General features: G+C 57.5%; 19 protein-coding genes. 16 read left to right on the plus strand and 3 right to left on the minus strand.

Annotation, left to right across the window (positions count from 1 at the left end):
- Nucleotides 1–68 precede the first annotated feature (68 nt).
- The 16 genes from ACZ495_RS02550 (at nt 69) to ACZ495_RS02625 (ending at nt 23,460) form a co-directional block, all read left to right on the plus strand.
- Entirely contained in the window at nt 69–2,129 is a 2,061-nt protein-coding gene (locus ACZ495_RS02550; protein ID WP_464262556.1) for a methyl-accepting chemotaxis protein, read from the plus strand.
- Nucleotides 2,130–2,689: 560 nt separating this feature from the next.
- Nucleotides 2,690–3,880 carry a phosphoadenosine phosphosulfate reductase gene (locus ACZ495_RS02555; protein ID WP_072311846.1) on the plus strand — a complete coding sequence of 397 codons (1,191 nt, stop codon included), beginning with the start codon at nt 2,690–2,692 and terminating at the stop codon, nt 3,878–3,880.
- Between the two features lie 428 nt (nt 3,881–4,308).
- Nucleotides 4,309–4,926, plus strand: coding sequence for an IbrB-like domain-containing protein (locus ACZ495_RS02560; protein WP_012625201.1), 618 nt, complete (start codon nt 4,309–4,311; stop codon nt 4,924–4,926).
- A gap of 423 nt (nt 4,927–5,349) precedes the next feature.
- A complete protein-coding gene (gene flgB, locus ACZ495_RS02565; protein WP_012625200.1) occupies nt 5,350–5,763 on the plus strand; it encodes a flagellar basal body rod protein FlgB in 414 nt (137 codons plus the stop codon).
- A gap of 164 nt (nt 5,764–5,927) precedes the next feature.
- Nucleotides 5,928–6,365: a flagellar basal body rod protein FlgC gene (flgC, locus tag ACZ495_RS02570; protein WP_012625199.1), complete on the plus strand. Its 438-nt coding sequence runs from the start codon at nt 5,928–5,930 to the stop codon at nt 6,363–6,365.
- A 56-nt stretch (nt 6,366–6,421) separates the two neighbouring features.
- Nucleotides 6,422–6,868, plus strand: coding sequence for a flagellar hook-basal body complex protein FliE (gene fliE, locus ACZ495_RS02575; protein WP_012625198.1), 447 nt, complete (start codon nt 6,422–6,424; stop codon nt 6,866–6,868).
- A gap of 438 nt (nt 6,869–7,306) precedes the next feature.
- Entirely contained in the window at nt 7,307–8,950 is a 1,644-nt protein-coding gene (fliF, locus tag ACZ495_RS02580; protein ID WP_072311844.1) for a flagellar basal-body MS-ring/collar protein FliF, read from the plus strand.
- A complete protein-coding gene (locus ACZ495_RS02585; RefSeq protein WP_041724171.1) occupies nt 8,931–9,149 on the plus strand; it encodes a hypothetical protein in 219 nt (72 codons plus the stop codon). Before fliF ends, ACZ495_RS02585 begins: the two co-directional genes overlap by 20 nt.
- A 42-nt stretch (nt 9,150–9,191) precedes the next feature.
- Nucleotides 9,192–10,187 carry a flagellar motor switch protein FliG gene (gene fliG, locus ACZ495_RS02590; RefSeq protein ID WP_012625196.1) on the plus strand — a complete coding sequence of 332 codons (996 nt, stop codon included), beginning with the start codon at nt 9,192–9,194 and terminating at the stop codon, nt 10,185–10,187.
- A gap of 104 nt (nt 10,188–10,291) precedes the next feature.
- Nucleotides 10,292–12,220, plus strand: coding sequence for a FliH/SctL family protein (locus tag ACZ495_RS02595; RefSeq protein ID WP_464262557.1), 1,929 nt, complete (start codon nt 10,292–10,294; stop codon nt 12,218–12,220).
- A gap of 15 nt (nt 12,221–12,235) precedes the next feature.
- The gene (locus tag ACZ495_RS02600; protein WP_296983954.1) at nt 12,236–13,750 is read left to right on the plus strand and encodes a FliI/YscN family ATPase; all 1,515 of its coding nucleotides are present in this window, start codon (nt 12,236–12,238) and stop codon (nt 13,748–13,750) included.
- Between the two features lie 542 nt (nt 13,751–14,292).
- A complete protein-coding gene (locus ACZ495_RS02605; RefSeq protein ID WP_407844220.1) occupies nt 14,293–16,902 on the plus strand; it encodes a PEP/pyruvate-binding domain-containing protein in 2,610 nt (869 codons plus the stop codon).
- Between the two features lie 2 nt (nt 16,903–16,904).
- On the plus strand, nt 16,905–18,608 hold the full coding sequence (locus tag ACZ495_RS02610; protein ID WP_012625192.1) for a sensor histidine kinase: 1,704 nt from the start codon (nt 16,905–16,907) through the stop codon (nt 18,606–18,608).
- 158 nt (nt 18,609–18,766) lie between these two features.
- Nucleotides 18,767–19,147, plus strand: coding sequence for a response regulator (locus tag ACZ495_RS02615; RefSeq protein WP_012625191.1), 381 nt, complete (start codon nt 18,767–18,769; stop codon nt 19,145–19,147).
- Between the two features lies 1 nt (nt 19,148).
- Entirely contained in the window at nt 19,149–21,764 is a 2,616-nt protein-coding gene (locus ACZ495_RS02620; protein ID WP_464262558.1) for a PEP/pyruvate-binding domain-containing protein, read from the plus strand.
- A gap of 724 nt (nt 21,765–22,488) precedes the next feature.
- The gene (locus ACZ495_RS02625) at nt 22,489–23,460 is read left to right on the plus strand and encodes a 2-hydroxyacid dehydrogenase (RefSeq protein WP_464262559.1); all 972 of its coding nucleotides are present in this window, start codon (nt 22,489–22,491) and stop codon (nt 23,458–23,460) included.
- Between the two features lie 169 nt (nt 23,461–23,629).
- On the opposite strand, the gene ACZ495_RS02630 is transcribed toward ACZ495_RS02625, so the two are convergent.
- Genes ACZ495_RS02630 through ACZ495_RS02640 form a run of 3 tightly spaced genes read right to left on the minus strand, consistent with a single transcriptional unit; the run spans nt 23,630 to nt 25,798 of the window.
- A complete protein-coding gene (locus tag ACZ495_RS02630) occupies nt 23,630–24,358 on the minus strand; it encodes an amino acid ABC transporter ATP-binding protein (RefSeq protein WP_012625188.1) in 729 nt (242 codons plus the stop codon).
- Nucleotides 24,359–24,378: 20 nt separating this feature from the next.
- Entirely contained in the window at nt 24,379–25,056 is a 678-nt protein-coding gene (gene gltK / locus ACZ495_RS02635; RefSeq protein ID WP_012625187.1) for a glutamate/aspartate ABC transporter permease GltK, read from the minus strand.
- A complete protein-coding gene (locus ACZ495_RS02640; RefSeq protein WP_012625186.1) occupies nt 25,049–25,798 on the minus strand; it encodes an amino acid ABC transporter permease in 750 nt (249 codons plus the stop codon). Before ACZ495_RS02640 ends, gltK begins: the two co-directional genes overlap by 8 nt.
- Between the last annotated feature and the right edge of the window lie 4 nt (nt 25,799–25,802).

The raw sequence follows: 25,802 nt of genomic DNA on the forward strand, positions 1-25,802 counted from the left end.
CTGACTTTTTCCATACCTGGTATGCAGAAAATCAGACAGGAGTTTTTTAAGGAAAAGAGAGGAATAGTATGAAATTGCGCTTGTTGCCCAAAATGCTGCTGCTGATCTTGCTGCCGACGCTTCTGGGCCTTTGCACCGTAACCTGGTTCAGCTACACGCGCGGGGAGAGGGCGCTGGCCGTACAGATAGACGATGAACTTGCCGCGGTGACACGCAGCCAGGCCGGGCAGCTTGGCAGTGTGGCCGGGTTGCTGCATAAAGTGCTGGATAATGCCGGGCATGCATCCCGCATCAGCAATTTCCTCAAAGCCGGATCCGAATGGGAAAAAGATGCCCTGCGCCCTGCCATGCAGGCAAGCCTGAAAAGCATTGCCGAAGATTTTCCCTTGCTGGCTGCAGTGGGTCTGCTTTCACCCGAGGGGGTGGTCGTGGGGCACAGCAATCCTGCTGGAATTAATACCAATCTTTCTGAACGTCCGTATTTCAAGGCGGCCATGCAGGGTAAAAGCAGCGTGCTGAATGCGCGCAGCAAGGTTTCAGGCGCGGTCACCACAGTGATGGCTGCGCCGGTCATGAATGACGGCAAGGTTCTGGGAGTGGTCTACGGCACGGTCGACCTCACTATGTTCAGCGCTGAAACAGTGGATGCCGTCAGGCTGGGGCAGACCGGCACAAGTTTTGTCTATGACGGCAGCGGTCTGTTACTGATGCATCCCAACAAGGACTATGTTGGCGACGAAGACGGCAACCTGGACTGGGTCCGGCAGATACTTGAAAAGCGTAATGGCAATCTGTCCTACACTTGGGATGGAAAAGAAAAACTGGCGTATTTTCAGGAAATTCCTGACATGGATTGGCTTGTCGTGCTGAGTATGGAGCGTAGCGAGGTTCTTGCGCCCGCCGCTGTGCTGTTGCGCGGCAATCTGATGCTCATGCTAGCTATTGTCCTGGTGGTGGGGCTGATAGTTTTTACTGTGGCGCGAAGCATCACCACGGCTCTGAAAAATGAAGAGGCCTTTGTGGGGCGTGTTGCCGAGGGGCAATTTGAGATGAGCGACCAGCAACGGGCTGTTCATGAAAAATGCGTTGCCCGTACTGACGAAATCGGGGGGCTGTCCAGGGGCGTGGGCATCATGACGGAGAATCTGCAAAAATTTCTTTCAGAAAGCGAACAACGGGCGCAGGAAGCCCAAAAGGCCACTGAAGAGGCGCGCCAGGCCATGCACGAGGCCGAAGAAGCCCGCAGAGCCGCCGAAGGAGCCCGGCGTGACGGCATGCTGGCTGCCGCGGAGCAGCTGGAAGAAGTGGCTTCTGTGCTTTCTTCAGCTTCTACGGAGCTTTCGGCCCAGATTGAGCAATCTGACCGCGGCGCGGCAGAATCTGCCCAGCGTTTGTCCGAGGCGGCTACTGCCATGAACGAAATGAACGCTACCGTGCAGGAGGTTGCCCGTAACGCCGGGGCGGCTTCCATTGCTTCTGCCGAAACCAGAGAAAAAGCCCAGCACGGCTCCAGTATTGTTGCGCAGTCATTGCAGAGCATTGAAGGCGTGCGGCATATTTCCGGGCAGCTCAAGGAAGATATGACGCAACTTAACGAACACACCCGCGATATCACACGTATTATGGGCGTCATTTCGGATATTGCTGACCAGACCAACCTGCTGGCCCTGAATGCCGCCATTGAAGCCGCCCGCGCGGGCGAAGCCGGGCGCGGCTTTGCTGTGGTGGCTGACGAGGTGCGCAAGCTGGCGGAAAAGACAATGGCTTCCACCCTGGACGTGAGCAGCGTCATCAAGGCCATTCAGGACAGCACGCAAAAAAGCACAGCCAGTGCGGAAAACGCTGTGGAGCAGATCAATCGGACGACGGAACTGGCCGATATGTCCGGCCAGGCCCTTCAGGAAATCGTGGCTACTGTGGACGCCACAGCGGATCAGGTGCATGCCATTGCCACAGCCAGCGAGGAGCAGTCCGCCGCCAGCGAGGAAATCAACCTGTCCATAGTTCAGGTCAACGACATGGCACGGCAGACCGCCGATGCTATGGGCGAAGCTGCCAGAGCCGTGTCTGACCTGGCAGCCCAGGCCCAGAACCTCAATACGCTGATTCAGAATATGAAACGGGCGTAACGCCTGAAAGTGCGTTGTGCAGATGGAGGCAGCCCTTCCATCTGCACAACGTGCGGGTGCTGGGCGCCCGCGTATCTCATGTCTTCCCTTCCTCCTGCCGGGCAAGCCTCACTGTGCCGTATCTTCCGGGCTGGCTGTTCAGGCTGCGCAGATTTGAGCTGAAAAGTTTCAGCCGTCCCCGCTGTGAAGCAGAAAGCGTCTTTCCACACAAAAATATCCATATGATGCAGCGTGTCGCTGATTCAAAACCCAGGTGCCATGCAGGGATACCCTGTAACACATGCCTGTACTGGCATCTGGGCAGTGTACTTGTTTTCTGAAATTTTCTGCAATTAATGACTGTATATTTTGTGTATATGCGGGATGTGATGGATTTTTTTCTGCCTGACTGTTTGACTGCCAGGGGATCGCGTTGTTAGCATACTGCAAGGGGCGAGATAAATAACATCGTTCATGTTTTTTTATGCGATGCCAGATGTAATGCCGTCAAAAACTGGAGAAACTATGAGCATTATGAACTCAAATTTGTTTCATTACGGCAAGGTAGAAGCTTTTTTATCATGAAGAAAAAATATCGCGATATCGATGTGTTTACTGCTGCCGTCCAGAGGATCGAAGCGATATTTGAAAATTTTGAGCGGGTATATGTATCATTTTCAGGCGGTAAAGATTCGGGCTGCCTTGTTCATCTGGCTCTGGAAGTGGCGCGAAGAAAAAAAAGGCTTCCGCTTGATGTGCTGCACATAGATCTTGAGGCCTGGTATAGGCACACTGCCGATTTTGTCGCCAGAATCATGACCCGGCCGGAAATCAGGCCACACTGGATTTGCCTGCCCCTGCATCTGCGCAATGCCGTAAGCCAGACCCAGCCGCACTGGCTCTGCTGGGATCCCGAAGCCCGTGCGGAATGGATACGTGAACTTCCCCGGCATCCGGGAGTTATCAGTGATGAAAAACATTTTTCATGGTTCCGGCGCGGGATGGAGTTTGAAGAGTTTGTGCCTTTGTTCGGGCAGCATTTTTCTCAGGGAAACCCCTGCGCCTGCCTTGTGGGCATTCGAAGTGATGAAAGCCTGAACCGTTTTCGCACCATCAAGTCGTGGACCAAGCGGCGCTGGAATCGTCATGGGTGGACTACGGTTTCTGGAACCGGGCTTGTCAACGCCTATCCGATATATGACTGGCGGACAGAAGATATCTGGACGGCTCACGGGCGGATGCAGTGGGACTATAACCATATCTACGACCTTATGCATATGGCGGGGCTTAGTCTTGCACAAATGCGCCTTTGCCAGCCATTTGGCGATGACCAGCGAAAGAGCCTCTGGCTTTTCAAGATTCTGGAGCCGGAGACGTGGGCGCGGCTTGTCAGCCGGGTGCAGGGGGCGAACTTCGGCAACCGGCACGCCGCAACTTCCGGCAATGTGATGGGCAATTATCACATAAGCCTTCCGGAAGGCCATACATGGCAAAGCTACTGCGAATTTCTTCTGTCTTCCATGCCTGACAGTACGGCGGATCATTACCGCAACAAGATTCACAGTTTTGTGCGCTGGTGGCGCGAACACGGTGTTGCGGTTATCCCGGATGAAGCGGAGCCGCGGCTGGAGGCCGCCCGCAAAGCGCCGAGCTGGCGGCGGATCTGCAAGGTGCTTTTAAAAAATGACTACTGGTGCAAAGGCCTTTCTTTCAGTCAGACAAAAAGGGAAATGGAAAAGCAGTTGGAGTGGGTGCTGCGTGTGGGGAGGTAGGGCGGTTATGCGCATCGAAAAATTTGTTCATGAGAGCGAGCCTGAAAAAAATGCACAGCTGTTTGGCAGGATAGGAGAGTTTTGCGCCTGCGCCACCACAAGGGATGCCCTGGGCTGCGCGATTTCAAGCCGTCCCGGGCAGGTGTGGTATGTGGCGGCCGAGCGGCACACGGTGCACGCTTTCGGGTCCATACGGTTGCAGGGTGAAAGGGGATTGCTACGCCATCTGTACAGCCCGGCTGGGGACGGCATGCTTCTGGAAACAGTCTTGCGTCACTGCATTGAGTATGCGCGGCGGCACCATGCCCGGTCCGTATGGCTTACAGACTATATATGGCTGGAATCACGCTATGCGCCGCTGGGCTTTATGCCGCACGGGAACCCCAGAGGCCGATTTGTTCAATATGTGTTATGGTTAGGGGAGTCCAATGGAACTTGAGCAATGGATAAATTCTCTGGAAGACGCGCTGCTGTCTGATACCCGCCGTTTTGACCAGCGGGTGAAAGTATATAACCGTCTTGTGGATATGGCCGCCCGGTATCTGGATACGCCTCATCCGGCCGCGCGCCCTCAGTTGGTGCGCGTGGACAAGGTTAAAGGCAACGATTACAACCCCAACAAGGTCGCGCCGCCTGAAATGCGTTTGCTGCGCCTGTCCATGGCTAAAGACGGCCAGACCATGCCTGTGGTTGTGGCCCGGGGCAGCAGGGGCGCCTTTCAGATTGTGGACGGCTTTCATCGCCGCAGCGTCGCAAAAAATGCGCCCGAAGTTCGCGAGGCCCTTTCGGGATATCTTTTCATCGTTGAGCTGGACAAGCCTTTTGAAGACAGGATTACGTCCACGGTCCGGCATAACATGGCCAGAGGCGCGCACAAGGTCGAGCTGACGGCAAAGCTGGTGACTGCCCTGAAAGGCTATAACTGGAGCAGCGAGCGTATTGGCCGGGAGCTGGGCATGGACCCTGACGAAGTCCTGCGGCTGAAGCAGATGACTGGTCTGGCCGAAGCTTTTGCAGACAGGGAGTTTTCCAGGGCCTGGGAATAGCCGCGCCGTACCGTATTGTGAGTTCGTGGCAGCAGGCATGCGGATTGGCGGGACCGGTGTTTTTTCTCTTGTGCCTGCGCTGGTCGCGCCCTGTGCGGACTTCGTATCTGCCTTGATGTTTTTTGACTCCCGCGTACTGCTTTTGCCGTCAGAAAGGTTTTGGGCCTCGGGGCTGGCAAAAAATGATGCTCTGCTGGCATATTATCGCCAGGGTGGCGAGATGCCCTGAAAACAGCATTCACTGCGGCTTCGTGTTCTCCGGTTTCGGTTTTCGTCACGTCAATAAAGTGGCGAAATTCGGGACCGGTTTGTTTTTTGATGCATTTTTATTTGTTAACATTACGTTTTATATTGATAATATGTATTTGGAACAAATGTTGCTTTATGACTGCCAAGCAATCCAGAAGGACTGCGGGAGGATCTATGAAAAGTTTGTTCAGCAGCCAGATCGGCCTTGTTGGTACGGTCATGAACATGCAGCTTGACCGGCAGAACATCATTGCCGGCAACCTGGCCAACATTGACACCCCCAATTACAAACCGCGTGAATTGAGCTTTGAAAAAGAGCTTCAGACTGCCCTCGGGCAGGATATGGAAGGGCAGATGAGCCGTACCAGCGCGGAACACATACCTTCGACCTTTGATCCTTCAAGTTTCAGGCCCGAATGGTCAGAAGCCTTCAAGCCCCGGCTCATTCACGGTGAAGACCGGGTGAATCTTGACAAGGAAATGGCCAAGCACTCCAAAAACCAGTTGCAGTTTACGGCCCTTGCGCAGGTTCTTACCAAAACGTTCGAAGGTATCCACACAGTCATACAAGACGGCAAGCAGGCATAGCGGGCCTGCTGCCGCAATATTTTTCCATTTCTGCCCGCGCTGCTTTCTGCCTGCTTCGGCGTACAGTAACAACGCGTATTCAGGGCAGGCAGCCTGCCGGACGGGAACAGCATTTTCGTAGCCAGCCCGGCGGGACAGCATTGATTTGAGATCAGGAGAACGCCATGGACTTCATGACAGCATTTGACATAAGCGCATCGGGGCTTGCAGCCGACCGTACGCGTATCAATACCATATCCATGAACCTGGCTAATGCCAAAACCACACGTACGCCCTTGGGCGGGCCATACCGGCGGCGCAGCGTGGTGCAGCAGACGGCTGACGTGGATGATCCTTTTTCCGTCCATATGCGCTCGGCGCTTGACCGTGCGGTCAAGGGGGTGCGCGTGATGGCCGTAACTATGGATAACCGCCCCTTCAAGCGGGTGTATGAACCGGGCAATCCCGATGCCAACGCCGAAGGCTATGTAATGTACCCCGACATCAATGTGGTGGAAGAAATGGCCAACCTCATGACGGCGCAACGCAACTTTGAGGCCAACGTCACCACTGTGGACGCCATCAAGGGCATGTATGTAAAAGCCCTTGAAATCGGCAAATAAGATTTTTACCGCCCATCTGACCGGGCGGAGCCGCTGAGGCAATTCAGGAGAAGGCCATGAGCATACAGTCAGTGGGCATGCGCGCGTACAGTGAGGCCATGCAGCATTTCAACAGGGTAGAGGGCAGCCTGCAGCAGGGTTCGTCTGTCAGCGGCAAAACGCTTTTTTCCCGCACCCTGGATCAGAGCCTTGCCCGCAGCAAGGTGGATACCGGCGAAAATTTCGGCGCCCAGGTGGACATGGTGCAGTTTCCCGGCAAGGCGCATACCCCGGTAACTTCCGAGAGCAGCTTTACCGGAACCCTCAGGGATTCACTGAACAAGGTAAACCAGTTGCAGGGCGTCAAGGATGAAGCCATCAGCGAATTTGCTTCGGGCCGCACCCAGAACGTGCAGGAACTCATGATAACCATGCAGAAATCCAGCCTTGCCATGAAGCTGACTACCGCCGTGCGCGGTAAGGTGCTGGAAGCCTACAAGGAAATTTCCAAGATGCAGTTCTAGAGCGGCTCAACCTTGAAAAATCTGGAACACGCTGCGTGGATTTGAGACAAACCCACATCGCGAAGTGTTTGCAAGGCAACCTTGCTTCGGCCGTTGCGACAAAAGAATTACGGGCGAAGACAGCAGGAAAGATAGTGGTCAGGCAGCCATTTCAAGCGTTGCCTGTTCCAGGGGCAATACATCTCCAGAACTACCATAACCCATTGACCGGATACAGTATTTTTTTCAGGCTCCTGAACAGTCTCCCCCTGCATGGCTTTGCCGTACGGGGGGAGACCTTTTTAAGGCGTCATAAATTTGAATTTCAGGTACTTACAAAATGCCTTTAAAATATAGTATGTTATTACAATACTATATGATTAGGCATGAATGTTGCTACGGCAAGGCAAGCCCGGCCTTGTGCCGGAAAACCGGCGCCGGAGCGCACAGGAGCGGACCATGCCTGCATTCATCCAACAGTTTATCAATTCTTTCAAAGCAGTATGGGCAAAGATGAGCCAGCTACAACGCATGGCCGCCGCAGGCGGGGCCGTGGCTCTGCTGGCCGGTATTATTGGGCTTTCCATCTGGATGGGCCGCCCCGAGTACCGCGTTCTTTATTCCAATCTTGGCCCCGAAGACGCCAGCGTGGTGGTCAAGGCCCTGCAGTCCGACAAGGTGGCCTACCGCATTACTGATAACGGAGCCACCATCATGGTTCCGCAGGAAGTGGTATACGACCAGCGCATCAAGATCGCGGGCGAAGGCGGTCTGGTGGGGCAGGGAATCGGTTTTGAAATTTTTGACAAGGTCAAGGTCGGTCAGACAGACTTTGTGCAGAAAATAAACTATACCCGCGCCCTTCAGGGCGAACTGGCCCGCACGATCAGCGAATTTCCCAGTGTGGAAAGTGCGCGAGTGCATCTGGTCATCCCCCGCCGCAGCCTTTTTGTCGAAGAGCGCCAGTCGCCTTCGGCTTCGGTGGTGCTCAAGCTTATTCGCCCCAACATCAAGGTTGACCAGAAAGAAATCAACGCCATCCTCAATATGATGCTCATGTCTGTGGAAGGCCTGGACAGGGGGCATGTTTCCATTACCGATACCAGCGGCAAGGTGCTCTACCAGCCGGAGGAAGACAGCCTGGCGGGCATTACCACCACGCAGATGGAATACCGTCAGACCGTGCAACGCAATCTTGAACGCCGTATTGAAGAAATGCTCCAGCCCCTTTTTGGCCCTGGCCGCGTCATTGCCAAGGTCAACGCTGATATGGACTTCAGCCAGAAAACCATACGCCGCGAACTGTTCGACCCCGAAAGAACGGCTGTGCGCAGCGAATACCGCAGCGAAGAAAGCCAGCAGGGGCGCGCCAACCTTGAGGCAGGTTCGCCAGATGTGAATTTTCGCGGCGACGGCATCACCGGTTCTGTCTCTGACCAGAGCGGAACCCGTGAAGCCCGCACCACCAACTACGAAATCAACAAGGAAGAACAGCAGATCGTGTCCAACGTGGGAGAATTGCGCCGCCTGACGGTTGCAGTCCTCATTGATGGCACGTATGTAAAGGCCGATGGCGCGTGGACGTTTATGCCGCGCAAAAGCGAAGAGCTTGAACAGGTGCGTCAGCTTGTTCATAATGCCGTGGGGCTGGATACGGGCCGGGGCGACGCGCTGGAGGTCAGCTCCGCGCCCTTTACCGACTCCGAGCCGCCCAGGGACCCGAATTTTGCCGACATGCTGGCTGACTATGCCGAACGTCTGGGCAAGCCCCTGCTTAATGCCCTGCTGGCCTTCCTGTTCCTGATGCTTATAGTGCGGCCTGTGGTGCTGGCTCTTATCCGGCCCAAGGTTGAGGCCGGTGAAATGGTGGAAGGCCTGGAAGGCCTGCCCGCCGCCGAAGAGCAGCTCGCTCTGTACGAGGCGCTGGAAGAAGCCGCCAGAACAGAAGACGAGGTGCCGCAGGAAGACGACGAGGACGATCTGGTGTTCAAGGACATTGAAGCCCTGAAAGCGCACATCTTTACCCTGTCCGACAATCATATGGAACAGGTGGTTACCCTGGTGCGCGGTTGGATGAAGAACGATGAAGCAGTTAAAGCCTAGCCCCCCGCGGATGGGCCTTTCGTCAGGGCAGGGCGGCGGTTCTACACCGGCCCTGTCACGGCTCAAGGCGCTGCGTCTGGCGCAGAAAGAAACCAATCAGCGGGTGGAAGAATTGAAGTTGCGGCTGTTCCGTATTACCGAGCAGCATATGGATCAGGCCGTGCGGCTTATCAAGCGCTGGCTTTCAGACAAGGACTAAAACCCCTCTGTGCCCTCGGGGGCGGGGTGAAGGAGCATAAGGATGGAGTTGACCGGCAAACAGCGCATCGCCGTGCTGCTGCTCGCCATGGGCGACAAATTCACGGCCGACGTGTTCAAGCGCATGGACAGGCAGGAAATAGCCGAGATCTCCAAAGCCATTGTGGACTTGGAACCCGTGCCGCGTGAAATTGTGGAAGACGTCCTGCGCGAGTTTCACGAATCTCTGGTGGAAGGGGTGGATATGATAGCGGGCGGCAGCGATACGCTCAAACGTCTGCTGGTCAAGAACCTCGACCCCGAGACCGCCAAGTACATTATGGACTCGCTCAGCCTTGAAACCGGCCCCGCGCCATTTCGCGAGCTTGAGCAGGTAAGCCCTCGCCTTCTTTCACAAATTTTACGCAACGAGCACCCGCAGACCCTGGCGCTCATTCTTGGGCATCTGCATCCTGATCAGGCCGCCAATTTATTGACAAGCCTGCCCGCCGGTGTGCGCGCCGAGGTGCTCATGCGTCTGGCCCGGCTTGAGGCCGTGCCGGAAGACATGCTTATGGAAGTGGACAAGGTGCTTACAAGCCAGCTGATCGCCATGGGCGGCAAGGAAGGCAAAAAGGTGGGCGGCGTACAGTCTGTGGCTGAAATTCTCAATGCCGTGGACCGCGCCACCGAAGAAGAAGTGCTGTCCGAAATCGAAGAAGATTCCGCCCAGATGGCCGAAGATATCCGCAACCTCATGTTCGTCTTTGAAGACTGCAAAAATATTGACGACCGCGGCGTGCGCGAGATGCTCAAGGAAATTTCCAACGAAGACCTTACCCTGGCCCTGCGTGGCTCCAGTGACGACCTCAAGGAAAAGTTCTTCAAGAATATGTCCGAACGCGCGGGCAACATGATTCGCGAAGAACTGGAATATATGGGGCCGACCAAGCTTTCAGACGTAGAGGCCGCGCAGCAGAATATCGTAAAGGTTGTGCGTCGCCTTGAGGCGGAAAACAAGCTTGTCATCAGCAGGGGTGCTGGCGAGGTCTTTGTATAGGGCTGCGGCAGGTGCCCCGTATCCAGGGGTAACAGCCTTGCTGTGCCGGCTGGTCTGGCGGCCGCTGCAGACCTGCACTGAAAAATTCTAACCCGGAAAACGTCATGGCGTCAGATCAGTTGCGCAAAAAATGGGGTACTGTCTTCATGGGTGAGCGCGAAGCCACCGTGGAGCAGCTTGACGCCATGCAGGAACCCCTGCGCCGTGAGCGTGCGCAACAGCAGGAACAGGAAGATTATTTTGCGCGGGTGCGGGCCAAGGCCGAGGAAAGGGCGCGTGAAATACTGGGGGCAGCCTACGCCGAACGCCAAAGGGTGCTCGACGAGGCGCGCGCCGAGGCGCAGGACCTGAAGCAGCGGCTCATTGGCGACAGCGAAACACTCAAGGCCCAGGCGCAGGAAGAAAGAAATCAGGCCGGAGCCGAGCTGGGCAAGGCGCAAGCGCTGCGAGAGCAGGCGCAAGCCGTGCTCGACGCAGCCCATGGCGAGGGATTTCAGGCAGGTATGGATCAGGCCGGGCAGGAGCTTAAAGAGTTTCGCGCCGAAATGGGGCAGGCACTCGGCAGTGTGCTTTATGCGCTGGATGCCCAGCGCCGCAACATATGCGACGCCTGGCGTGAAGAACTTGCCCTGCTGACGCAGGAGGCCGTTACGGCAGGTACGGGCTGGGTGCTGGAAGAAGAGCATAAACGCATCTTGCAGGCCCTGGTCTTTGAGGCGCTCAACCTGTTGGAAGACCGCGCCTCCATCACCGTACGCGTGCATCCCGATGACGAAGGCACCGTGGGCGACATGTTCATGGCTGCCCGTGAGCGTGTGCCCGAGTTGCAGCAATGGGTCGTCAACGGCGATGAGTCTGTTGAACGTGGCGGGCTGGTGGCTGAAAGCGTCAGCGGCAGCGTAGACTGTCGCCGGGAACATTACGCAGAACTGGTCAACGGTATTTTATCCCATCTGACCCTCGGGCCTGACCGGAAAGAAGAAAGCGATGGAGAGGCCGTCAGCCGGATGGTGCAGCAAGAGGCCGAGCGCATAGCCGCTATGGCTCCCGCGCCGGAATATCCTGCCGCGTCCGCCGGTCAGACAGACCTGATCCCGCAGGCGGCGCAGGAAAACGCCCCGGTAAAAGAGGCGGCTCAGGCTTCATACGAAGGCTCACACGAGACGTTATCGTCTGAAGCGGCCGATCCTCTGAATGCAGGATTGCCGGCAGACATCTCCGGTGATGTTTCCAGCGGTATGGGGGCTGACCATTCCGGTGAGGGGTCTGAACATTCCCATGCGGCGGATGAGCCTGCGCTGGCGGCGGACCCTGAAGGGGCCGTGCCCGGCAGCCGGGCCATGCTGGCGGAAGACGACGGCACGCAGGCAGACCTTGCCGCTGCTGCCCCGGAAGATGCCTATATGCAGAACGCCGCCGGCGCCACTGCTGGGGGTGCGGGCATGCCTGGTACGGAGGCTACACCCCCTGCTGCGGCAGCCTCGGACTCGGAGCACGGAGGTTTCGTTCATGCTCCGGAGTCGGGCGACCCCGCCCGGTCTCCGGCGGGCGAAGCGGCTGCCGGTGAATACGGCATGCCTGACACGCCCGCCTCCGCTCCGGAAGGCACACCGTCAGCCCCGGGTGGGATTGACGCGGAAACATATACGGAACACCAGAAGACTCCGGCGATGGACGCTTTTTCGGAGAAAATTCCGGCGGGCGAAGCACCTGGAGCCGCTCCCGCAGCGCTGCCAGACATGCCTGCAGGGCATGAATCCGCGGGTAAAACCAACGGCATGGGCAATCACGGCGCACAATCTGCTGGCGTTGCGCCGCAGACTGTCAATCCTGCCGTCGCACAGCCTGGAGCGCGTCCGGCAAATCCCACGCTGGCGGAGCTGGAAGACGAGCTTTTTCCGCTTGATGACGAAGAGGGTGGTGCGGTTTCCGGCCAGCCAGGCCAATCAGGTCAGTCAGGCCAGTCAGGTCTGGCCGATCATGATGTTTTTTCCCAGGGCGGTTTCCTGCCCGGCGCGGGCAAAGGCCGCTGACAGCATGGTTGTGTTATGAAGCTGGACCCGCAAGCCTGCATCAAATTACTGCAAACAAGCAATCCCGTGCGTCTGTACGGCAAGGTCAACAAGGTCGTGGGCCTTGTGGCAGAAGGCAGCGGTCTGCGCGCTCCTTTGGGGGCCGTGTGCCACATGCTGCCCGATGGCGGCGATGAAGGCATCGCCGCCGAGGTGGTAGGTTTTCGTGACGGCAATCTGTTGTTCATGCCTTACGGCGATATGCGCGGCATCCGCCCGGGCAGCCGCATCCGCAACACCAGCCTGCCGCCGGTTTTTCCGGCCGGGCCGGGATTGCTTGGGCGGGCCTTTGACGCTTTCGGCACGCCGCTGGACGCAGGCCCGCCGATCAGCGCTGAACTGTATTCTTCGCCGTTGCCTATGGGTGATAATGCCAAGGCCGACTTTGCCCGTCAGGTGCAGGAACAGGAGCCGTATGTGCCGGAATGGGCCGCCGTGGCCCGCCAGCAGTGGCATCCCGAGCTTGTTCCCATCTACGCCGACCCGCCAAGCCCGCTACAGCGCCCGCGCATTACGGATATTCTTGATGTGGGCGTCCGCTCGGTCAACAGTCTGCTCACACTCGGCAAGGGGCAGCGTGTGGGCATTATGGCCGGTTCCGGCGTGGGCAAATCTACGCTTATGGGCATGATGGCCCGCTATACCCGCGCTGATGTCAACGTTATCGCCCTCATTGGCGAACGTGGCCGTGAAGTGGTGGAATTTATGGAACGGGACCTCGGGCCGGAGGGCATGGCGCGTTCTGTTCTGGTCATCGCCACATCCGACCAGTCCCCTCTGGTACGTATGCGCGCGGCCTATGCAGCTACGGGAGTTGCCGAATATTTCCGCGACAAGGGCATGGACGTACTGCTCATGATGGACTCTGTAACCCGCTTTGCCATGGCCGCGCGCGAAGTAGGGCTGGCTGTGGGCGAGCCACCGACCACCAAGGGCTATACCCCCACGGTTTTCGCTCAGCTGCCCAAGCTGCTGGAACGGGCCGGGCGGTCCGCCAGGGGAACCATTACGGGTATTTATACAGTGCTGGTGGACGGCGATGACTTTAACGAACCCATTGCCGACGCCGTGCGGTCCATTCTGGACGGTCACATTGTGCTCACCCGCGATCTGGCGGACCAGGGGCATTTTCCTGCCATTGACGTGCTGCGCTCCATCAGCCGTTTGCGGTCGGATATCTGCGATCGGCAGGATGTTCTGTCTGGGCGGGTGGTTACGCGTAATATGAGCACCTTTCGCAAAGTGGAGGATATGGTCAACATCGGGGCCTACGCCAGGGGAACCAATGCCGAGATTGACGCCGCCATTGAAAGCATGCCCGCCATCAATTCTTTCTTGCGACAGGACGTGGGCGACCCGCAGTTTCTGGAACCAAGCATGCAGCAACTGCGTACGCTTGCCCAACTGGCCGAAGCCGCAGCATCCCCTATGGCGCAGGCTGCGCCCGGCATGCCGCAAGGGCAGGGCGGAGTGGCTCCGTTGCGCAGCTAGGGCAATTCAGCTTTAAATTGCTCTGACGGCTGCGTGAGCAGACGTTCGCTAGCGTGTCTTAACCTTTGTGAAAATATATTCGCAAAGGTAATCTTTTCTAGCCCTTTCCCCTCACCGCGGCCGCCCGGCCGGCGGAATTTTTCTGTTGCGCTCCACAACCCGGCGCTGTCCACAACACTGTCATGGCCGGTTGGCGGCGCACCGCGGCCTGTGAAGCGGCAGATTTGTCAAAAATCTCCTGGCAATCTCACAGCCCTGGAAGCTTCTGGTTTATATTTGAGAATTATGTCACATGCTGCTTGAAGGTAGGAGGGGGCTGTGGTAACTTGACGCTGTGGTTCATATTGCCGAGCGTCCTGTCAGGCTTTTTCGCTGTTGCGTATGGCGTGCTGCCTGTGTTACCGCTGTGTAACAATAGCGCCAATGGACGTAACCGCCCGGCGCGACACATTTTTGCGCTCACGGTCCGGCGGCTATGCCGCTGGCGGCACAGGTCCCAGGTCATAGAAAACCGGGGCGTTGTCATGAGTTCTGGAGCCGTCATGCCACTCTCACGCCTTTTGGGCTTTTTTTCGCGGACCGCCCGACGGGCCGCAGCCGGAGCCTCGGCTTCAGACAGCGAGGCCGAGCGTTTCTTTGCCCTGCGGCATCATTCTTTCAAGCTTTTCCTCACGGCATGGAACACTTTTCAGGAAACCATGACCGCCCTTGAATACACCCTGTGCTGCGACCATCCCTTCGGACTTTATAGGGTGCGCGCCCTGTGTACCAGTATGGCCACACAGGCGTTTCAGTGTATCAAGCAGTTGGAACGGCTTGATCCCGCCCCCTGCGAAGCCCTGTACGCAAGATTTGCCGAACTGCAGAAAATGGTGGCGGATGACGTGTACGAGCCGGAGTCCTGTCTTCTGGGGCCGCTTGTGCTGCCGCTCGGACCGGATGAAACCGATATGGGGGCGCTCAGCGGCGAGGGACGTTCTCCGCTGGTTGACCCTGTAACCCTGCGGCTGGAAGACGTGCGCCGCCGCCTGCCGGGCCTGATACCCAGAGGTTTTGTGGTTACTGCCGTGGGCTGCCAGCATTTTTTCCAGAGCGGCGACCTTCAGAGCGAGATCAACCGGCGCATACAGGCTGCCGGGGGCCTTGCCCCCAAGCATCTTGCCAAGCTTTCGCGCAGCCTCGGCCAGCTGGTGGAAGATACCCCCATGCCCCAGGATCTGGCGGCGGAAATTCTGACTGCTGTCGCCCGTTTGAGGGCGTCCTGTCCCGAGGGGATGCGGCTTGTACTGCGCGGGCGCTTGTGGCCGCCCGAGGCCCAGGGCAGCGATGACCCCGGCCTTGTGCTCTGGGGGCCGTCAGTGCCGCTGGAAGCCACGGACGAAGAAGTGCTCCACGCTGTTCAGCTGACCCTGGCCCGCAAGCAGCGCGCTCAGGCCCTTGTGTACCGGCGCGCCCGGGGCCTTACCGAGGCTGGCGCCGGTGTGTGTGTTACCTGTATGGCAGTGGAGGACGGCTCCTGGGGCGGGCTTGCCCATTCGTGCAGCCCGGTGAAGGCGCACGGCGACCATGCCCACGTTTATGCCTGCCGCGGTTTGCCGCAGGAACTGGACTATTCTGTTCTGCCCGCAGACCATGCCACTGTGGACAGGCGGCCGCCGTATGATGTCATCAGTCTTGTGGGGCCTCCCGGAACGGCTCGTCCTCTGCTTGAAGCCGATACCGCCAGAGAAGTGGCCGCGCTGGCCCTTGATCTTGAGGCCGATTTCGGCTGGCCTGTTTCTCTTTCGTGGGTGCGCACGCCGCAGGGGCATCTGCGCCTTTTGCTGGCACGGCCCATTCCCCTGCCTGTGGATGCGGTGGACATGCCGCCGGTAACCGCTGATGTGCGCAGTAATCTGCGGCTTACGGGGGGCTATACGGTCAGCCCCGGCCGGGTGGCGGGGCCGGTTTGCGTAGCGCGGCGATGGGAAGAGGCCAGGCGTTTTCCCGCGGGCGGCATTCTTGTGGTGCCTGACGATAATTACCGCTGGGGCGCCTTGATGGACCGCGCCGCGGGCATTATCGCCGAAGAAGGCCTGCCCGGTTCACGGCTGGCATCGCTGGCGCGCGAATTTGGCAAACCGGCCATTTTCGGGCTGGACAATGCCACGGAAATACTGAAAAGCGGGCAACGGATTACCCTGTGCTCGGACATCTGCCAGGTCTATGTTGACAGGCTGGAATCCCTGTTGCCCAACGTGCCGCCCGGGCGGGACTATATGCCCGGCAGCCCCGTGTACCGCATCCTGCAAAAGGCCTCGGCCCGCATACTGCCTTTGACGATGGATGTTGACAGTCCCGAATTCAGGGCTTCCAACTGTCAGACATACCACGATATTGCCCGCTACTGCCATGAAAGGGCCGTGAGCGCCATGTTCAGCCTCGGGGCGGAGAAAAAGTACGCGCCGCAACGTGTAAAGCAGTTGCGCGACAAGGTGCTCAAGCAGTTCTGGGTGGTGAACCTCAGTGACGGCTTTGCGGTTACCCCTCCCGGGCCGGTCATTGATATTGAGCAGATATCTTCGGTACCCATGCGTGCGCTCTGGCATGGCATGAACGCCTACGCCTGGCAGGGGCCGCCGCCCGTGGACGGCAAGGGGTTTCTTTCGGTGCTGTTTGAGGCCACGGCCAACCCCAACCTGGATCCGGCCGCACAGACTGCCTACTTTTCTGAAAAAAACTACTTTATGATCTCGCGCGACTATTGCAGCCTGCATTCGCGTTTTGGCTTTCATTTTGTCTCTGTAGAGGCGCGTCTTGGCGAGCGCACCCCTGAGAATTATCTTACCTTTCACCTGCGGGGTGGCGCGGCCAATATTGAGCGGCGCATCCTGCGCGTGCGTTTTGTGGCTGAAATTTTGTGGGAATTCGGCTTTGCCCCCATGGTGCGCAATGATGCGGTCAGCGCCACCCTCAAGGGTATGGATCGTGAAGAAGGTGAATTTTTGCTGGCAGTGGCGGGATATATGACCATCCATACCCGCCAGCTGGATATGATCATGCAGGATGCGGCCCAGGTGGCCGCCCGGCGGGAGGAAATGCTCGAACACTGCCGTATGCTGTTCAAGGGCGAAAAATTGCCGCAGGCCGCAACCGGCGTGGAGGAATCATAGCCATGTCCGCAGTCGCTCCCGCGCCCCATCGCGGGTACAAGGTCATCTATCGCCGCCTGCTCGTTACGCTGCTGCTTATGGCGCTCACGCCGCTGGTGGCTCTGGGGTTGTTCTGCCTGGACAGGCTGAGCGCCATCTATGACGAAAAGATCAGCGCGGGCATCGAGGCTGTAGCCAGCAGCAAACACCGCGCGCTGGATACATTTATGGTGGAGCGCATCGCCCAGATAAAAAATCTGGCCTTCACCCATCCTTATGCAGAATTGAGCAATTCCGCGCGTCTGAGCGATATCTTCAGCATCATGCAGAACAACAGCCGCTCCTTTGTGGATGTGGGTGTCATCGGCATGGACGGCCGCCATGTCTCCTATGTGGGACCATATGACCTCAGCGACAACAATTACTCCGACACTCCCTGGTTCAGAGAGGTGCTGCGCAAGGGTGTGTATGTGAGTGATGTGTTTATGGGCTACAGGAACGAGCCTCATTTCATCATAGCGGTGCTGCGGCACGAGGGGGGGCGCAGCTACATAGTACGGGCTACCATTGATATGGACGCTATGGGGGCCTTGCTGCGTCGCGTGTATTCCGGTCCGCACAGCGATGCCTTTCTGGTCAATGCCAGAGGCGAGCTTCAGACGGATTCGCGCTATCACGGCAAAAGCATGGCGCGGTTTGGTGTGCCACTGCCGGATATGACCCGCAAAAATGTGTCCACCCAGCATCTGACCACATCCAAAGGGCAGGAAATGCTGGCCGCCATGATGCCTCTGGAGTCCATGCCCTGGGCGCTTGTGGTGCTTGATGATGTGCGTGACAGCCTCCAACCGTTACGGCAACTCAAAGCGCTGATTGTTTTTTTCATGATTCTGGGCAGCGGGCTTATCTGTATGGGGGCCGAACTCTGCACCCGGCGGCTCGTGGCTTCGCTTGAAGAGTCTGACCAGAAACAGGCCCATATCGATGCCCGCATGCTTCAGTCCAGCAAAATGGCGGCCCTTGGCAAAATGGCCGCCGGGGTGGCCCATGAGGTAAACAATCCCCTTATGCTCATTCAGGAAAATGCGGGCTGGATACGTGACCTGCTGGACGATGAAAAACCCGAAGCAATGAAAAATTATCAAGAAATACTGGAAAGTACAGAAAAAATTGACCAGCATGTCAAGCGCGCCAAAGGCATAACCCAGCGCATGCTCGGCTTTGGCCGCCGCATGAACCCCGGCCGTACGGAAATACTGATCAACTCCCTGACGGATCAGGCTGCTGAAATGCTTAAAACAGAAGCCACCAATCGCAATATTGACATTATCAGAGAGTATGATCCGCAGGTGCCGGTTATCCTGTCAGATCCCGCGCAGCTTGAGCAGATTTTTATCAATATTATCGACAACGCCATTGATGCCATCGGCAAAAACGGCTCTCTGACCATTCGCACCCTTGCCTGGAAGAAGGGTGTTCGCATACTGTTTACCGATAGCGGTCCCGGTATGGATCAGGAAACCGTAACCCGTATTTTTGATCCTTTTTTTACTACCAAGAAGGTGGGCGAGGGTACGGGCCTTGGGCTGGCTATCTGTTATACCATACTTGAAAAGCTGGGCGGCCGCATTGAGGTGCAGAGCCGGCTGGGAGAAGGAACCACCTTCAGCATAACCCTGCCCGCCGAACCGCCGCAGCTTCCGCCGGAAGACGGTCTGCCAGCCTGAGGCACGTACCGGCGAATGAAGTAATCTGATGATGGCCGAGGGCGGCCTTGGGCCTGCCCTAACTATACGCTCCGGCGTCACTTGCTGCACGAGACACGTCATCGGTATCGGCCCTGGCTTGGCCTGGCCGAGACATTGCCTGAAACCGAGGAGGCCCCATGCGCGCACTGTTTGTGGACGACGAACTGGAATTTCTTGAACTTATGCAAAAACGCCTTGCCCGGCGCGGCATGGAAGTGGTCACTGCCCCCGATGGGCAGACCGCGCTGAATATGGTGGAAGAAAACCTCGCTTCCGGCGGTGAACCTTTCAATATTGTGGTGATGGACGTGCGCATGCCCGGCATGGACGGCCTTGAAACCCTGCGGCACATGAAGCAGAAATCTCCCGGTCTGCCCGTCATACTGCTGACGGGCCATGCCTGCATGGGGGTGGCTGTGGAGGGGCTTGACCTTGGCGCGTATGATTACATGCTCAAGCCCGTAGCCATCAGCGAGCTTATCATCAAGATGGAGGAAGCGGTTCGCTCCGCTGTGTAAGATGGCGCTCCTCAAATATTTGCGGCACTGGATAGGGCGGGACCAGCCCGGGGAGCCAGATCCTGAGGAATTGGCCCGGGAGGAAGAGCTGAAGACGCGCCTGCGTGAGCGTTGCGCGCGCTTCCGCCGTCTGCTTTCTGCCAACAAGCGCGCCCTTGAAGCCATGAGCGAGGTGGAAGACCGCCTGAACGGCGCAAAACCTTTCGGCATGGATTATGTGCATGCCGTCAGCACTCGGGCCGTTACCGCTGTTTTTCAGATGGTGCGCGAACTGAACGCTCTTTCCGGCAACGCCTATGCCGGGCTGCTTGAGCCTTTCGGCCGTATCCGCGGCCAGATGGAAGCTCTGCTGGAAGAACCTCCACATCAGGACGGCCCCCTTATCCTGCATCTTGACCAGATAAGCCTGAGTGACCTCACTCTTGTGGGGGGCAAAATGGCAAATCTGGGCGAAGTGGCCGCCAATGCCGGCCTTTCCGTGCCTGACGGCTTTGCCGTGACAGTCAGCGCCTACTATCGTTTTATGGAATATAACGGCCTGCAGAGTGAGCTGAACCGGCTTATTCAGGCCACAGACATGCAGAGCCTTGATCAGGTCTTCAGTCTGGCTGCCGCCCTGCAAAAGGCCGTACTCACGGCGCCGCTGCCCCCCGAACTTGAAAATGCCATTACTGAAGCTGTGGCTATCATGCGTGCCAAGGCTGGTCCCGGTCTCAAGCTGGCCCTGCGCAGCAGCGCGGTGGGCGAAGACTCTCTTGGTGTTACCTTTGCGGGCCAGTACAGGTCGGAACTCAACGTGCCTCCTGAAGAAGCCTGCGAAGTATGGAAAGAGATCATTGCCAGCAAGTATGCGGTCACTGCCATGAGCTACCGCTACCATCATGGCATTCCCGATGATGCCGCGCCCATGTGCGTGGGGGTTCTGGCAATGGTCCCCGCTGCAGCGGGCGGGGTGGCATACAGCCGTGATCCCGTGGCCGCCAGTCGCGGCCGTGAACAGATACTGCTCAATGCGGTGGCCGGCCTGCCTCAGGCTGTGGTGGACGGGGCGGTAACGCCTGACGTGTATGTTTTCAGCCGGGAAATCCCCCCCAAGTTTATCCGTAAACGTCTGGCCGGTCCCGAGGGTACCCCCCCAAGCCTTACCGACAGTCAGGCTGCGGAGCTTGCCAAGGTGGCCCTTGCGCTGGAGAGTTATTATACTGAGCCGCAGGATGTGGAGTGGGCGCTTGACGCGGAAGACGGCCGCATTGTCGTTTTGCAGAGCCGCCCCCTGCACGAGGCCGATTCCGCTACGGAGCAGAGCCATGCGGAGCCGCAGCGCACTGGAGAGCAGGGCGGCGAAGCCTTTGCCCTGGACGACCTGCCCTCCGGCCTGCAGGTGCTTGCGGCGGGGGGCGTGGCCGTAAGTCCCGGCGTGGGCATAGGCCCTGCCTTTGTGGCCCGCAAAGAGGCGGACATGCTCTCGTTTCCCAAGGGCGGCATTCTGGTGGTGGAACGTGCCTTGCCCCGTTGGGCACCCCTGCTTTCACGGGCTTCGGGCCTTGTCAGCGAAGCCGGGGGCATGGCCGGGCATCTGGCCTCGGTGGCGCGCGAATACCGTTTGCCCGCACTCTTCAGCCTGCCTGATGCCCGCCTGTTGTTGGACAATACCGGAGAAGTCACGCTGGATGCGGCCCGCTGCGCCGTCTTCGCCGGGCGGCAACCGCAGCTTGTATCCAGCGAGGCGGAGCCGCCCAACCTGATGGCCGGCAGTCCGGTACACCAGCGCCTTCAGGCCCTGAGCCAGCTTATGGTTCCCCTCAATCTGCTGCACCCGGATGCGCCGGAATTTGCCCCGGCATACTGCCGCACCCTGCACGACATTACCCGGTTCTGCCATGAAAAATCCGTCCGCCTCATGTTTGAAGAGGAAGAGGCGGGAGTCAGCAGGCGCATGGGCAAGCAGCTGCGTGCCGGGGCCAAACTGCAGTACTGGATTGTGGATATGGGCGGCGGTTTCAAACGTCGTGTGCCCGGGCCGGTGGTGGATCTGGATATTATTGCCAGCGCGCCCATGCTTGCCCTCTGGGACGGTATGGTGGCAGTGCCGTGGGCAGGGCCTCCAGCGGCCAGCGCTTCGGGCTTCATGACGGTAATGCTTGAAAGCGCTATGAATCCGGAGCTTGAAAGCACTGCGCCTAATACTATGGCAAACAAGAATTTTTTTATCATTTCAGATAACTATATGATATTACAGGCTCGCTACGGGTACCACTTCTGTACTGTGGAATCTCTGGCAGGCGAAGAAAGCCACGAAAATTTCGTGAGTTTCCAGTTCAAGGGGGGGGCTGCTGACCGCAAGCGGCGGCAGTTGCGCGCCCGCATGGTGGCGGATCTTCTGGAACATCATGGCTTCAGGGCGGACGTGAAGGACGACTCTGTTTTTGCCGTGGCCGAAGGATACGACGCTACAGAAACCCTGATGCGCACCCGCCTGCTTGGCTATCTGCTCATTCATACCCGCCAGGTAGACATGATCATGCTGGATACGGAACGGGCCAAGGCCCTCAAAAACAAGATGGCCGCCGATATGGAGGGCATGAAAGGCAGACCGCTCAAAGGTTGCTCCTGTTAGTTGCGCCCGGCAAAAAAACATCTGCTGCCGTGGCGGCGGGATTTCATGTAACAGGCTGATTCTGTGTTACGGTTGCCTGAAGATTGCGTAGGCCAGACAAGGCCACATGCAAAGGCGCTGCGGCTGCAGCCCTTGCCCGAAGACCTGTATATTCAAAGACCTGCGCCCGAGCATCTATGCCCGAAAATCTGTGTATCTGATGGCAGCAATACGATATTTTTGTGCGTGTGAATGCCGCAGGAAGCAATGCCGTGCGCTTCCGGCAGGCAAGCCCGTCATATCTCTTCGTCTGGTCCTCTCTCTGCCCGCGTGAACTGGTTTTCGTTTCAACTGTTTTCTTCTGAGCGCGTATTGCTTCTGCGCCTGTCGGCACAAGAAAATCATGACGTTTTGCCTGATGCGGTAAAACAGCTTACGCCTTTGGGAGCGGTTTTCCGTTACCATTTTTGTGCATTTTCCAGACGCTTTTCATGAAATAACGGTGGGCTGCGGCCGCATGCATGTACGAAAAAATCTTGCTGCCAGGTCGTTGGTCCGCTGCTGGACAAATCCATCCTGCGGAGCGGTTTTGTGTTGTGATTACACCGAAAATTGCGTGGCCGGTGTCCGCCATAAAGACATAGCCGCAGGTTGCCTGTGCAGGAATATATTGCACAGGCGTCTTACAAACCTTGCGGATACACACTTGCAACGTTGCAATACCTAAAATGCTACGGGAGTACTCATGACCAAAGCCCGTGTATACGTGACCCGTGCCCTTTTGCCTGAAGCTCTCACCCTGCTGCGCTCACGTTGCCATGTAGACGTGGGGCCGGAAAATGGCCTTCGCGGTGAAGATCTTGTGGAGGCCCTGCGCGGGGCTGATGCTGTTATCGCCACCTCGGTGCGTCTTGGGCCTGAGGCCTTGGACGCTCTGGCGTCTTCCTGCAAGGTTATTTGCAGCTATGGGGTAGGGTATGACCATATTCCCGTGGAGGAAGCTACCCGCCGCGGTATATGGGTGACGCACAATCCCGATGCCGTCACTGCGGACACGGCGGATCTGGCCATGGCGCTCATGCTGGGGGTGGCCCGCAGATTGCGCGATTGCGATCTCAGTGTGCGCAATGGCGTGGCCCCCTGGGGCGTGGCCATGCATATGGGGCTGCGCGTGAGCGGCAAGGTGCTTGGGCTTGTGGGCAGTGGGCGTATAGCCCTGGCAGTGGCGCGGCGCGCACAGGGGTTCGGCATGCGCCTTGCCTATACCGGCCGACGCAGAAATGAAATATTTGAGTCCGCCACGGGGGCGCGTTATCTGGACAAGAAAGAATTGCTGGCATCATCGGATTTCGTGAGCCTGCATATCCCGCTGACGCCTGAAACGCGGCATTATATGGCGGCGGCGGATCTGGCGTTGATGCCGCCGCATGCCGTGCTCGTCAATACCGCACGCGGGGCGGTGGTGGATGAAGAGGCCCTGGTGGAAGCTCTTGAAGGAGGCCGCCCTGGCGGCGCAGGGCTGGATGTTTTTGAGCGTGAACCGCATGCGCATCCGGGGCTGCGCATGCTGCCCAATGTGCTGATGACGCCACATCGCGGCGTAGCCACGCCGGATTCCCTGATAGATATGGGGGAGGCTTGTGCACACAAAATTTTTGATGCGCTGGACGGCAGGCTGCCGCAAGACTGCCTGAACCCACACGCCCGTAAGGCATGAATGAAAAAGGCCGCCCCTGTGGGCGGCCTTTGGTTCTTCCTTGCACCGTATGGCGGGCATGAGTGGCGGCATGGGTGCTCGTTACGGCATTTGACCTACGGCAAACTGCGGGCGTATGTTCCACCGCCGAACAGCGGCAAGGCAAGCATACCCGGATGTGAAACGTACACTAATGTGAGATGATGCTGGCAAGAAAATCTTTGGCACGCTGGGTTTGCGGGCTGTCAAAGAACTGTTCTTTGGGCGTGTCTTCAAGAATAAGCCCTTCTTCCATAAAGAGCACCCTGTGGGCAACCTTGCGGGCAAAGCCCATTTCGTGCGTCACCACCATCATGGTCATGCCTTCATAGGCAAGCTCAACCATAACATCCAGTACTTCATTAATCATTTCAGGATCAAGAGCCGAAGTCGGCTCGTCAAAAAGCATGGCCACAGGGTCCATGCACAAAGCGCGCGCGATGGCTACACGCTGCTGCTGCCCGCCGGAAAGCTGCGCGGGATATTTTTCCGTATGCTGGTCAAGGCCAACGCGGCGCAGAAGGGTGAGGGCCTTTTCCCTGGCTTCTTCGTGATTTCTTTTGAGCACTTTTTCCTGGGCCAGAATCAGGTTGTGGATGATGTTCAGGTGCGGAAAAAGCTCAAAATGCTGAAAGACCATACCAACACGGCTGCGCAGTGCCGCAAGGTTTGTGCTCTTGCTGGTGACCTCTATTCCGTTGACGAATATCTGTCCGCCCTGCACAGGTTCCAGGCCGTTGACGGTCTTGATCAGCGTGGATTTGCCCGAGCCGGAAGGCCCGCACACCACCACCACCTCGCCTTTGTGGATGCTGGTTGTGCAGTCCCGCAGCACGTTAAAATCACCGTACCATTTGGATACGTTGTTCAGGACGATCATTGCTTCTTCGGTGGGTATATTCATAGCTTGAGTCTCTTTTTTACCACGGTTACGGCCAGGGAAACGCAGAAGCAGACAACAAAGTAGCCGGCGCCCGCAAAGAGCACCATTTCTATTTCATAGCCGGTGGTCTTGCCTATGTTGGTGGCAGTGCGGAAAAAGTCCGCAAGGCCTATGATGTATACAAGGGCCGTGTCCTGAAACAAAATCACGCCCTGTGTGAGCAGCAGGGGCGTCATGACGCGGAAAGCCTGCGGCAGAATGACATAGATGAGCGTTTGCGACTTGGTCATGCCGAGGGCAAGGGCCGCGTAGTTTTGCCCTCTGGAGACGCTGTTCATGCCCGCCCGGATGATTTCAGAATAATACGCGGCCTCAAAAGCGGTAAAGGCCACCATGGCGGAAACAAGGCGGATATCGGTCAGAGGAGACAGATTAAGAAATTTCGTTAAAAACTGCGGTACGATAAGATAAAACCACAACAACACCATAACCAGGGGGATGGAGCGGAAGCAGTTGACATAGGCCGCTGCAAGCCAGCGCAAGGGCGCATAGATGGAAATGCGGGCCACAGCCAGAAGTGTGCCGAGCACCATGCCCAGAATGATGGACGTGATCGTTATCTTGAGCGTTACCAGAATGCCCTTTTGCAGCAGCGGCAGGCTTTGTTCAATGATGCTCCAGTCAAAATCAAGCATTTTTGCCTCCCATGCCGGTGGAGGGCAGCCGCATTTTCTTTTCAAGCATCTTCATGGCCCGCATGACGATAAAGTTCAAAAACACATACGCCAGCGTGACCGCAATGAAGGACTCATAGGCAAAACCGGAAAACTCAAGCAGGCGATTGGCCTGCGAAGTCAGTTCCACAAGGCCTATGGTAGAGGCCACGGCCGTGTTTTTGACCATATTGAGCATTTCGGAGGTCAACGGCGGTGTGATGATGCGGTAAGCATTGGGAAGCAGCACGTGAACGTAGGTCTGCGGCAGGGTAAGGCCCAGTGCCAGTCCGGCATAGCGCTGCCCTCGTGACAGGGCCAGAATGCCCGAACGTACCTGTTCGCATACGCGCGCGCCCGTGAACAGGCCCAACGCGCAGGTTGAGAGAATGAAAAACTGGGCGTTGGGGTTCAGCTCAGACTTGAACCATACGCTGATATCGCGGGGTAAAAGGTCGGGAGCGGCCAGATACCAGATGAAAAACTGGACGATAAGCGGAATGTTACGAAAAATGGCGACATAGGTAGCGCCCACAGTCCGCAGGGCCTTGCTGGGCAAAGTGCGCAGAATTCCAAAAAATGAGCCTACAATAAAGGCTACAATCCAGGCACAGACAAAAAGAGCCGCAGTGGTCAGAAAGCCGTCTATCAACCAGTTAAGGTAGGTGACGTTTCCGAACGGAGCCTGCTCAAAAAATATGCCCCAGTTCCAGTTAGCCTGCATCAGA

Source organism: Desulfovibrio sp. GTC20076 (genome assembly GCF_055385905.1).